Below are 10,594 nucleotides of genomic sequence, written 5' to 3'. Positions count from 1 at the left end.
TTGCACATGTGGACAGTGGGTGGAGACAGGATTGCCTGCCTCTACACCAACTGTAAAGGAGCCTCAAAGCACCACCCGGAGGCGCTTCGGCCCGAGTCTCCGGCGGTGTGTGCCGACGATCCATGGCAGCGGCCCGGACCGCTGCTGCGGGCCGGCACCTGATGCACGGCTGACGGGGATGATGCGGGCCGACGTCGACGAAGCCCGCTGCCCGGCGTGGGCCTGCGCCATGAGTTCGCCCACCGGGACGGCTGCCGCGTCGGGATCGTCGCCCGGCGCTCCGGGGCTTCGAACTGATGGTGTACACGAGCGACGACCCGGACGGTGGCCCGGTTGACCGGAGAGGAACCCGGTCTCCCCTGGCCGGGACCGTCCGGCACCTCCCCTCGTGCCCCGATCGCCGGCCACGGGGACGTCCCCGAGGACATCCCGTCCGCAGGGGCCCGCACCCACCGGGCGGAACCATCGGCGCTTGAGCGGCCTGGCCGCCGATGACAGCAGAGGCGAAAGGAGCCGTTGGCCGGACGCTTCGGACACGGCCCCGGAGCGGCGAACTCGTCGCGCGCTCGGCCTCATCCCCGCGAGAGCCCGTTTTCGGCCTTTCCCGGCGAGCCCGTGCCGACCGTTCCCCTCCCGGCCTGCGACAGCCCTATGCTTCTACGTGTTTGTAGAAGGCCCGCGACAGGGCCGGGCCTCACACACCCGGAAGAGGACACGCATGGCTTCGATCGACCTGGACAAGGTGCTCGACAAGGCGTGGGCGGACAAGAGTCTGCCCGAGATCCTGGCCGCCCCGGTGGGGGCGCTCAAGGGCGTCTCCGACCGTGACGGCGAGCTGCTCCGGGAGGCGTTCGGGGTCAAGACCGTAGCCGACCTGGCCGAGTTGAAGTACGTCCGCTGGGCGCAGGCCCTCGCCGCGCTAGACGCGGCCAAGTAGCCCGCCCCGCGCACAACCGCGGTGCCGTGCGTCCACCCCGGCGCGCGGCACCGCACTCGAACGAGACACACGCACGCATAAGGAGTGGACGCCATCATGGTGTTCAAACGACTGCTCGGATCGCTCGGCGTGGGCGGCCCCACCGTCGACACGGTTCTCGACCCGGGAGCCGCCCGCCCCGGCGGCGCGCTGACCGGACAGGTCCACCTCAAGGGTGGCGACGCCGACTTCGACATCGAGCACATCACCCTGGAACTCGTGGCCCGGGTCGAGGCCGAGCACGGCGAGGGCGAGAGCGAGGGCGTCGTCCCCTTCGAGCGGTTCACCGTCGGCGGCGGCTTCCGGCTCGGAGCGGGGCAGCAGCACAGCGTCCCGTTCTCCGTGACGCTGCCCTGGGAGACGCCGATCACCGAGCTGTACGGGCAGGGCCTGGGCATCGTCCTCGGCGTGCGCACCGAGCTGGCGGTGGCCGGCGCCAAGGACAAGGGCGACCTGGACCGGCTGGACATCGCCCCACTGCCTGCCCAGGAGACCGTCCTGGAAGCGCTCGGCCAGCTCGGCTTCGGCTTCAAGTCCGCCGACCTGGAGTACGGACGCATCGGCGGCACGGGCCAGCAGCTGCCCTTCTACCAGGAGATCGAGCTCACCCCGGCACCGCAGTACGCGCACCAGGTCAACGAGATCGAGGTGACCTTCCTGGCCAACCCGGCCGGCATGGACGTCGTCCTGGAAGCCGACAAGCGCGGCGGCTTCTTCTCCGGCGGCCATGACGCGCTGACCCGCTTCACCGTCGGCCATCACGACTCCCGCGACTGGAACGCCGAGGTCGACGGCTGGATCCGCCAGTTGGTCGAGCACCGGGTGTCGCACGGCGCCTACGGCCACGGTGCCCCGTACACCGGGCACGGACACGGCGGCCACCACCACGACGACCACCGCCGTTCCGGCCCCGGCGTGGGCACCGCCGTCGCCGCAGGCGCCGCCGGGCTCGCGGTCGGCGTCGTCGGTGGCATGGTCGCGGCCGAAGTGGTCGACGAGGTCGGGGACTTCTTCGAAGGCGACGAGGAGGACGAGGGCTGAGAGCGGGCCCCGGCAGCCGGTGAAGGACGCACCGGCCGGGGGCGTGGAGACGCACATCTCCCCGCCCCCGGCTGATAACTTTTACAGTGTTGTAGAAAAAACGCTGTCCGGAGCACCCCGGCCCGGGCATCCTCCCGACACGTACGGAGCTCTCATGGCCCTGTGGGACCGCCTCAAGGAGTCCGCATCGACGATGCAGACCCAGCTCATGGCGAAGAAGAACGACCTGAAGAGCGGCGCCTTCCGCGACGCGAGCATGGCGATGTGCGCCCTGGTGGCGGCGGCCGACGGGACGGTCGACCCGTCCGAGCGGCAGCGCGTGGCCCAGCTCATCGCCACCAACGAGGTGCTGCAGAACTTCCCCGCCGACGACCTGCGCCGCCGCTTCGAGGACAACCTCAACAAGCTCACCGCCGATTTCGACTTCGGCAAGGTGAGCGTCCTGCAGGAGATCGCCAAGGCCAAGAAGAAGCCCGCCGAAGCACGGGCCGTCGTCCAGATCGGCATCGTCATCGGCGGCGCCGACGGCGACTTCGACAAGGACGAGCAGGCCGTGGTCCGCGAGGCGTGCTACGCCCTCGACCTGCCGCCCCACGAGTTCGACCTCTGACCGGCCCGGACCGCGTGGCGGGCCGGCGCCCCTTCGGTGCCGGCCCGCCGCACCAGCGGTGAGAGCCGGAGCGGTGATGCCGGACCTCGGCCGGCCCGGGAGGCGGAGCTCCCTGCGGCGTCCGCGCACGGCCGCGGTCCCGGCCGGCGCCGGAACGCCGGTCGGCATCGTGCTCCCGGCTCTGCCCCAGGAACCCGTCCCGCTGCCGTTCGGCGCCGGACACCACCAGGACCGGCAGAGGGGCAGCGCGACCATCACCGCCGATGCCGGCACCGTCTTCCGCCTCGTGGAGGGGCAGGACTCCCCGTCGGGAACGCGGTCCTCCACGCCCACCGCGAAGAGGATCCCGGCGGTCCCCTGGGGGCGCAGGACGGCTACCGCAGCAAGCTGACCTCCGAGGACCGGCGGATCGACGGCGGCGAGGTCGCCGCACCCGATCCCGGCAGCGTCCACCTCGGCGGTGCGATCGAGGTGTTCCCCGGCGTGGAGGCCGCCCGCACCCGCACCGAGCGCCTGCAGACCTCCGCGTCCCGCTCACCGGCCCACGCCGAGCACGCCCACCTCGAGGGGCGGTTCCACTGCACCCGTCCCCTTGCCTGACGGAGGGTGCGGCCGACACCCCCACCGAGCCCCTCGACGCCACCAAGGCCGTCCGGCCGACCTCCGGAAGGAGCACGGCGGACGTCTGGTGGTCCCTCGTGCGGCTCACGCTCTGTGCGACCAGGTACGTCGCAGGGAGGACGGCCCTGCGGCCCAGGACAGGGGTGCGCCGGGAACACCGTCGCACACTCGCACCTCACCGGATGTCCTCGGGATCGAGGTCGGCTCCGACAACCATGGTCACGACGTCGGCGGCAGCACCCGCTTCCTGCCTGGCCCGCACGTCGGGCAACCGGGAGGCGAGCACCTCCGCCTGTGCGTCCAGGCCCTGCGGATGGCTGACCGAGGTGGTGCGGGTGGTCTCCGGGGCGTTGCCCGTGCCGGTGACGGTGAAGCCGGCCTGCCGCAGCTTCTCGGCGACGGCGGCGGCACGGCCCGGGACGCCATCGCCGTTGAGGACCTGGACACGTACGGAGGAGGCGTGGAGGGGGTTCTCGGCATCCGCCTGGAGCTGCTTCTTGTCGACCTCCCGGTCCTTGGCCAGGGCGTCGAACAGGTCGGCGGCCTGCGGGTACTGCCACACCACGTTGGCCTTGTCGGTGGGAACGTCCGCCTCACGCGGGTAGTTCGGCACGGTGAGGAAGGTCAGGCGGTCGCCGGGAATGCCCCTGAGCTCGGAGGCGAGGCCGTACAGCGGTTTGATGCCGGCCAGGTCGTCGTCCGTGGTCAGGGACTTGGTGGCGGACTGCAGGAAGCCGTACAGCGCGTTCGGGCTGGTCAGCTTGGACTGTGCTTTCTCGGCCAGCGCCTGCATGAACTCCTGCTGCCGGCCGATGCGCCCGGTGTCCGAGCCGTCGCCGATGCTGTAGCGGGCCCGGACGTAGCCGAGGGCTTCCTCGTCCCTGACCGTCTGGCAGCCGGCCTCCAGGTCCAGGTGGGCCTTGTCGTCGTGGATCGCTTGCTCCGGGCAGACCTCTATGCCGCCGAGGGCGTTCACCATGCCCTTGAAGCCCTGGAAGTCGACGGACGCGAAGTGGTCGATGCGCAGGCCGGTGCTGTCCTCGATGGTCCTGATGGTGCAGGCGGCGGCCTCGGCGATCTCGCCGCTGGTGCCGCCGATCGCGAACGCCTCATTGATCTTGGCGTGGTGAGGGGCGGACTCGGCGCCGTCGCCCTTGTCGCAGGCCGGTATCTCCACCCACGAGTCGCGGGGGAAGGACACGACGGTGGCCCACTCCCGGTTCGCCGGGATGTGCAGCACCATGAGGGTGTCCGACTGCATGGTGGTCAGGCCCTTGCCGTACTTCGCGTTGTCGCCGTCGCGACTGTCGGAGCCGACGACCAGGATGTTCTTCGAACCGGGGCTGAGGTTGACCGGGCGGTCGCCGCCGAGCTTGTCGTCGAGGTCGGCGCCCTGGATATTGCCGCTCAGGTCCTGGTAGAGCCAGGCGCCGACGCCCGCGACGCCGAGGACGAGCGCCGAGCACACGCCCGCACCCCACATCAGGAACCGCCCTCGCCGCGTCAGCCGGACCTTCTCCGGTCCGGTCGGAGCGCGCCGCCTTCCCGTACTGCCCACTGACGCTCGCTCCTCCGCCTGGGTCCGTCGTCCGTCGTGCTCGGGCGGGCGGCCCCGTGTCCGCCGAACGGCTGAACTCTACATCCATGTAGAGGCAAGGGGGAAAGGGCGGGGTCCCGCGAGAACCGGAGTCCGCGTGGCCGTCACATCCCTCGCTCCGCACGCAGGACACAGAAGCCCCGGGGACTGGGCGCGAGCAGCACCGACGACGCGCGGACGGCTGCCGAGGAGCCGGTGCGTCCGCTCGCGGGGCGGAACCGGGCGGCGAAGATCAGTGGGCTCCTCGCGCCGAGCGCAGTCGCCTCCCTCGCCGACTCCGCCACCGGCATCGCCTGGACCGACCCCCGGCGTCTTCGCCGGTCCGGCCGTACCGTGCGCTCCGGTCGCCGTCCCCGCTGGGCCCATGGGCCGGTTCAGGGACCGGCGTGTGGACGGAGGTGGCCGCAGACTTGCCCACGTGGGCACCCTGACGGGCCGGCCGGTGCCGTTCGTCCGCTTGTTCGCACCGCCGGCCTTCGTGGGCCCGTCGCCGGACTCGTCGCGCTCACCGGCCGCGCCTGACGCCCCACCCGGCCCGGGTCAAAGGGGCGTGGCCGCGTGCAGGATGAAGACCATCGTCACGGCGGAGTTCGCCGACGACATCGCCGACACGGCAGCCCCCACCGCCGCACCCCACGCCGCGACACCCACCGACGTGAACACCGACGGCCAGCTGCGCACCGTCGGAGCGGGTCCGAGCAGGGCCGCCACCCGACGCGGCACCGGTCCCGCCGCAGCCAAGCCGGCCAGGGTCGCCGCCGGGGTGCCGCGCGACACCAGGGCCGCCTTGCCGATCGCGCACGCCACGGCCCGACGGCTGCCGACCGCTTGGGCCGCGTCCTCGTCCGCCCACCGCTCCGCCGTGTACGCCACCGCCGTACGCAACGGCCGCAGGAACGGGTTGGCCCGCGCAGCCAACTGGACCGCAAGCAGGAAGCGGTGGTGGCGGGCGGCCAGATGGGCCCGCTCGTGGGCGAACAGCGCCCGGCGTTCGGTCGGTTCGAGGCAGTCCAGCATGGCCGTGGTGACCACCACGCGATCCCGCCGACCGCCCGGCAGCGCGTACGCGTAGGGGACGTCGTCCGGAAGGACGGCCACCTCCGTCTCCCGCAGCCCGGCCAGCGCACGGTGGGCGCGACGGCGCACCCTCCCGTGCCGCCACAACGTCCGGCCGCACGCCACCAGCACCACGACGAGCGCGGGGATCGCCGCCTTGCCGACGACCTCGTCGTACGGGACCGCCGCCCGCACCTCGGCGTCCGACCACCCGTCGGGCAGCGGGTTCCCGGGAAGCTGGGCGGTGCCGACCACCATCACCAGGCCGAGGCAGAGAGTGCTGCAGGCCGCCATCACCCCCGCCACCCCGGTCAGCAACCGCGTCGCGGTCCGTGGATGCAGATGCTGCTCGGCCAGGCGTGCGATCGGCCACGCCGTCAGGGGCAGCACCAGCGGAAGAAAGACGAACACCCCCATGAGGCTTCAGTCTTCCCCTTCGTTCCTCGACTGACCCAGCAGCTCGCGCAACAGCCGCTCGTCGTCCGGGCCCAGACCGGTCACGAAGCTGGTCAGCACCGCCTCGCGGTCGCCCTCGGAGTCCAGCACCTTGCGCATCCTGTGGGCAGCCAGACCGGCCTGATCCGACGCGGGCGTCCAGGCGAAGGACCGGCCCGCGCGCTCCCGCGTCACCGCTCCCTTGGCCAGCAGCCGGGTCAGGATGGTGATGACGGTCGTGTAGGCGAGGTCGCCGCCCAGGCGCTCCTGCACCCAGCCGGCCGTCGCCGGTCCGTCCGCCTCCCCCAGCGCCGACAGGACCAGCGCCTCCAGCTCGCCCTGCCCCCGCCGCCGGGGACGCTGCCGCTGCTCAGTCACGCCCTGTCTCCCTTCCGCCGTCCGTTTCCCGAGCGGACATCGTATAGACGCCCCCGGGACCATCACGCCGCCCGACGGGTCTCGCAGATCCCCCGCCGAACCCTCTACAAAATTGTAGAAGCCGTGCCGCCCCAGGGCATGCCCGTACACAAGAAGGGCCACGAAAGGAGTGTCGGGACATGGGTGTCATCGCATGGCCGGCGCCGGGACTCCTCGCCGGAGCGATCGCCAAGGCCATCCCGCCCGGACGCGATCCGGGCGGCCGCCTCGGCACGACGGCCATCGGCATCGTCGGCGCCTTCCCGGGCGGCCGGCTGTCGGCGCACCTCCTCGACCGGCCGGTGCAGCAGGACTTCTTCGACGCCGCGACCCGGGGCCCGGCCATCGCGGGTGGACTCGCACTGCCGGTCGCCCACCGCCTGCTGTTCGGCAGCCCACGGGACCGACGCGGGACGTCGCACGACCGCGCCGGATCAGGGGCGCCGTCGCGCCACCCCTCCACATTCTCTACAGTGATGTAGATTCTTAGCCCGGGCCCGCGCCGCGGGCCTCGACCGCACCTGCCGAGAAGGAGTACGCAGTGGGAGTTTCCCTGTCCAAGGGCGGCAACGTCTCGCTCAGCAAGGAGGCGCCGGGCCTGACCGCCGTCCTGGTCGGTCTGGGCTGGGACGTCCGTACGACCACCGGCACCGACTACGACCTCGACGCCTCCGCACTGCTCCTCGACACGTCCGGCAAGGTTCTGTCGGACCAGCACTTCGTCTTCTACAACAACCTCAGGAGCCCCGACGGCTCGGTGGAGCACACGGGCGACAACCTCACCGGTGAAGGCGAGGGTGACGACGAGGTCGTCAAGGTGAACCTCGCGGCCGTACCCGCCGAGGTCGACAGGATCGTGTTCCCGGTGTCCATCCACGACGCCGAGAACCGCGGCCAGAGCTTCGGCCAGGTCCGCAACGCCTTCATCCGCGTCGTCAACCAGGCCGGCGGCGCCGAGATCGCCCGCTACGACCTGTCCGAGGACGCCTCCACCGAGACCGCGATGGTCTTCGGCGAGCTCTACCGCAACGGCGTCGAGTGGAAGTTCCGCGCGGTCGGCCAGGGATACGCCTCGGGCCTGGCCGGGATCGCCGCCGACTTCGGCGTGGGCGTCTGAGATCCCGCGGGGGCGGCGCCCGACCGGCTCACCCGGGCAAGTCCGGCGCCTCCTCCGCACCGCTCCGAGACCGACACCTTCCCCCTCAGGAGACCATGTGGACGACCCACTGCGCCTTCGCCCGGAGGACAGGCCGGACTTCGAAGCGGTACTGAACCTGGCCCTCACCGCCACGGACGTCCAGGCGCCACTGGGCGACGACCCCACAGGCCCGGCCACGGCGCGCCTGCGTCTCCGCGCGCTCGGGGACGCGGACGCGACAGCCGCCGCGGCACGCGCGGAGTACGGCACGTACCTCACCTTGCGTACGTCGGCACAGCACGACCGGCCGCCGCACCCCGCCGCCGGCAGCCTGCTGCCGGCCCTGGCGGTGCTGACCCCGCTCATCGCCGCCGCATCCGCCGCGGTCCTGTTCGTCCTCGGCCACCTGCTCCGACTGACCGACGCCGAAGGCACGCTCCCCGGCTCACTGATCACCGCCGGATGGGTACTGACGCTGATCGCGGGTACCAGTGCCCTCCTCGCCTTCGCCGCGCTGCTGGGAACGGCGATACGCGGCGGCGGCGGAACCGCACACGAGGCACGCGTGCAGCAGGCACGGCAGAACTGGAAACGAGCCCTGCTGGACCGGGGCATGCTGCCCCACCTACGGCGGTGCCTCCGCGAGGATCCACCCCTGCGCACGGCCCCGCCCCGGGCCTCCGCACCGCCCACTCCCACGACTCCCGCACCGCCACCCACCCGAAGGAGCACCCCTCTCATGTCGGTCAACCTGAGCAAGGGCCAGCAGATCAGCCTCAGTAAGTCCGACGGCACCGCCCTGACGTCCGTCCGTATGGGCCTCGGCTGGCAGGCCGCACCCCGCAAAGGCTTCCTCGCCAAACTCACCGGGACGCGCGAGATCGACCTGGACGCCTCCGCCGTCCTCTTCGCCGCCGGGCAGGCCGCGGACGTCGTCTTCTTCCAGCACCTGGTCAGCGACGACGGTTCGGTCCGGCACACCGGCGACAACCTCACCGGCGGCGCGGGCACGGGGGGCGACGACGAGGCCGTCCTGGTCGACCTGGCCCGCGTGCCCGCCCACATCGACCAGATCGTCTTCACCGTCAACTCCTTCACCGGCCAGACCTTCGCCGAGGTGCAGAACGCCTTCTGCCGCCTGGTCGACGAGACGACCGGCGCCGAACTGGCCCGCTACACGCTCACCGGGGGCGGCGACCACACCGCCCAGATCATGGCGAAGGTCCACCGCTCCGGCGACGGCTGGCAGATGAAGGCCATCGGCGCACCCGCCACCGGCCGCACCTTCCAGGACCTGCTCCCGGCCATCACGCCCCACCTCTGAGCACCACCACCGCCACGCTCACGCCGTCCGGGCCCGGGTCCCGGAGAGGAGAGCCGGACACCATGTTCGGACCGGGCGAACTCGCCGTCGTCCTCATCGTGGTCACAGCCGTCCTCCTCGCCAGGAAGGGCACCGAACCGGACCGACCCGCAGGCAAGTCGGCCCGCACCCTCAGGGCCGGGGCCCGCGCCACGAAGACCTGCCCAAAGACGGGCCCGCGGCCGGCGCGTGAGGCGCGCGGGGCGGTCGTGGTGGGCTCAGTCGCCGGAGGCCCGTCCCCGGCGCGGCACCTGGGACGACTTCGCGGCCTCGGCCTCCGCCTTGGCGTCGCTCACCGCGGCGGCGGCCTGCTTCTCGGCCTCGTCGGCAGCCGTGGCGGCGTCGAGGGAGACCGTCGAGCCCGCGCCGAGCTGCGGGATCCGGCTTGCGCCCGACATGTCGTCGTCGGCGGCGGTGGCCGCTTCCCCGGGTGACGCGGGCCCGGCAGGCTCTGTCGTCGACTGGTCGCCGAACGCACGGGTGACGGTCCGGATCGCCTCGGTCAGCTCCCCCGGGATCACCCAGAACGTGTTGTTGTCGCTGCCGGCCAGGTGCGGGAGCGTCTCGAGGTACTTGTAGGCCAGGACCTTCGCGTCGGCGTTGTTGCGGTGGACGGCCTGGAAGACGAGTTCCACCGCCTTGGCCTCGCCGTCCGCCCGCAGGATCATGGCCTGTTGCGTGCCCTGGGCCTCCAGGATGTCCTTCTGCTTCGTGCCCTCCGCGGTGAGGATCTTGGCTTGCCGCTCGCCTTCGGCGTGCAGGATGGCCGCGCGCTTGTCGCGCTCGGCCCGCATCTGCTTCTCCATCGCTTCCTTGATGGTGTGCGGTGGGTCGATGGCCTTGATCTCGACGCGGTTGACCCGGATGCCCCACTTGCCGGTGGCGTCGTCGAGGACGGCGCGGAGCCGGGAGTTGATCTCCTCGCGCGAGGTGAGCGTCTCCTCCAGATCCATGCTGCCGATGACGTTCCGCAGCGTGGTCACGGTGAGCTGGTCGATCGCCTGGAGGTAATCGGCGACCTCGTAGGCCGCCGCCCGCGGGTCGGTGATCTGGTAGTAGAGCACGGTGTCGATGTTCACCACGAGGTTGTCCTCGGTGATCACCGGCCTGGGGTCGGACGAGTAGACCTGCTCGCGCACGTCGAGTTTGGTGTTGATGCGGTCCGCCACCGGCAGGACCAGGTTCAGGCCGGGTTGCAGCGTGCGGCGGTACCGGCCGAACCGCTCGATGTTGTAGCGGCGCGCCTGCGGGACGATCCGCACGGTGGAGGCCACGAGGAAGACGACGACGAGGACCGCCACGAGGAGGAGAATGACAACCGGATCCACAGTGCCTCCGTT

10 protein-coding genes and 1 pseudogene are annotated in these 10,594 nt (G+C 71.7%); 7 read left to right on the top strand and 4 right to left on the bottom strand.

Going from position 1 to position 10,594, the window contains the following annotated elements; genetic code table 11:
- Positions 1 to 216: 216 nt before the first annotated feature.
- The 4 genes from KYY02_RS34070 to KYY02_RS16690 all read left to right on the top strand — a co-directional run bounded on the left by KYY02_RS34070 (position 217) and on the right by KYY02_RS16690 (position 2,627).
- The gene (locus KYY02_RS34070) at positions 217 to 297 is read left to right on the top strand and encodes a hypothetical protein (protein WP_503167867.1); all 81 of its coding nucleotides are present in this window, start codon (positions 217 to 219) and stop codon (positions 295 to 297) included.
- A gap of 421 nt (positions 298 to 718) precedes the next feature.
- Positions 719 to 937, top strand: coding sequence for a hypothetical protein (locus KYY02_RS16700; RefSeq protein ID WP_371238743.1), 219 nt, complete (start codon positions 719 to 721; stop codon positions 935 to 937).
- Between the two features lie 96 nt (positions 938 to 1,033).
- The gene (locus tag KYY02_RS16695) at positions 1,034 to 2,017 is read left to right on the top strand and encodes a sporulation protein (protein ID WP_371238742.1); all 984 of its coding nucleotides are present in this window, start codon (positions 1,034 to 1,036) and stop codon (positions 2,015 to 2,017) included.
- 154 nt (positions 2,018 to 2,171) lie between these two features.
- Positions 2,172 to 2,627, top strand: coding sequence for a tellurite resistance TerB family protein (locus KYY02_RS16690; protein ID WP_371238741.1), 456 nt, complete (start codon positions 2,172 to 2,174; stop codon positions 2,625 to 2,627).
- 796 nt (positions 2,628 to 3,423) lie between these two features.
- Here the strand turns inward: KYY02_RS16690 and KYY02_RS16685 are convergent.
- The 3 genes from KYY02_RS16685 to KYY02_RS16675 all read right to left on the bottom strand — a co-directional run bounded on the left by KYY02_RS16685 (position 3,424) and on the right by KYY02_RS16675 (position 6,714).
- Positions 3,424 to 4,806 carry an LCP family protein gene (locus KYY02_RS16685; protein ID WP_442538150.1) on the bottom strand — a complete coding sequence of 461 codons (1,383 nt, stop codon included), beginning with the start codon at positions 4,804 to 4,806 and terminating at the stop codon, positions 3,424 to 3,426.
- Positions 4,807 to 5,385: 579 nt separating this feature from the next.
- Positions 5,386 to 6,318: a M56 family metallopeptidase gene (locus tag KYY02_RS16680; RefSeq protein ID WP_371238740.1), complete on the bottom strand. Its 933-nt coding sequence runs from the start codon at positions 6,316 to 6,318 to the stop codon at positions 5,386 to 5,388.
- A 6-nt stretch (positions 6,319 to 6,324) separates the two neighbouring features.
- Entirely contained in the window at positions 6,325 to 6,714 is a 390-nt protein-coding gene (locus tag KYY02_RS16675) for a BlaI/MecI/CopY family transcriptional regulator (protein WP_371238739.1), read from the bottom strand.
- A 179-nt stretch (positions 6,715 to 6,893) separates the two neighbouring features.
- Here KYY02_RS16675 and KYY02_RS16670 point away from each other — a divergent pair.
- The 3 genes and pseudogenes from KYY02_RS16670 to KYY02_RS16660 form a co-directional block, all read left to right on the top strand.
- Positions 6,894 to 7,163: pseudogene (locus tag KYY02_RS16670) on the top strand (GlsB/YeaQ/YmgE family stress response membrane protein); the annotation flags it as partial.
- 131 nt (positions 7,164 to 7,294) lie between these two features.
- Positions 7,295 to 7,870: a TerD family protein gene (locus KYY02_RS16665; protein WP_371238738.1), complete on the top strand. Its 576-nt coding sequence runs from the start codon at positions 7,295 to 7,297 to the stop codon at positions 7,868 to 7,870.
- Positions 7,871 to 8,630: 760 nt separating this feature from the next.
- Entirely contained in the window at positions 8,631 to 9,215 is a 585-nt protein-coding gene (locus tag KYY02_RS16660) for a TerD family protein (RefSeq protein ID WP_371238752.1), read from the top strand.
- Positions 9,216 to 9,472: 257 nt separating this feature from the next.
- Here the strand turns inward: KYY02_RS16660 and KYY02_RS16655 are convergent, their stop codons facing one another.
- Positions 9,473 to 10,582 (bottom strand): SPFH domain-containing protein, encoded by a 1,110-nt coding sequence (locus KYY02_RS16655; protein ID WP_371238737.1) that lies wholly within the window; start codon positions 10,580 to 10,582, stop codon positions 9,473 to 9,475.
- Between the last annotated feature and the right edge of the window lie 12 nt (positions 10,583 to 10,594).

The sequence above is a fragment of the Streptomyces pimonensis genome (genome assembly GCF_041380215.1).
Classification (GTDB): Bacteria; Actinomycetota; Actinomycetes; order Streptomycetales; family Streptomycetaceae; genus Streptomyces; species Streptomyces pimonensis.
The sequence above is the reverse complement of the archived record's forward strand: the minus strand, read 5'-3'. Positions and strand labels throughout refer to the sequence as shown.

Excerpts from the sequence above, each read along its gene's own strand:
- KYY02_RS16700 (WP_371238743.1), top strand. The coding sequence starts at position 719 with ATGGCTTCGATCGACCTGGACAAGGTGCTCGACAAGGCGTGGGCGGAC.
- KYY02_RS16695 (WP_371238742.1), top strand. The coding sequence starts at position 1,034 with ATGGTGTTCAAACGACTGCTCGGATCGCTCGGCGTGGGCGGCCCCACC.
- KYY02_RS16690 (WP_371238741.1), top strand. The coding sequence starts at position 2,172 with ATGGCCCTGTGGGACCGCCTCAAGGAGTCCGCATCGACGATGCAGACC.
- KYY02_RS16680 (WP_371238740.1), bottom strand. The coding sequence starts at position 6,318 with ATGGGGGTGTTCGTCTTTCTTCCGCTGGTGCTGCCCCTGACGGCGTGG.
- KYY02_RS16660 (WP_371238752.1), top strand. The coding sequence starts at position 8,631 with ATGTCGGTCAACCTGAGCAAGGGCCAGCAGATCAGCCTCAGTAAGTCC.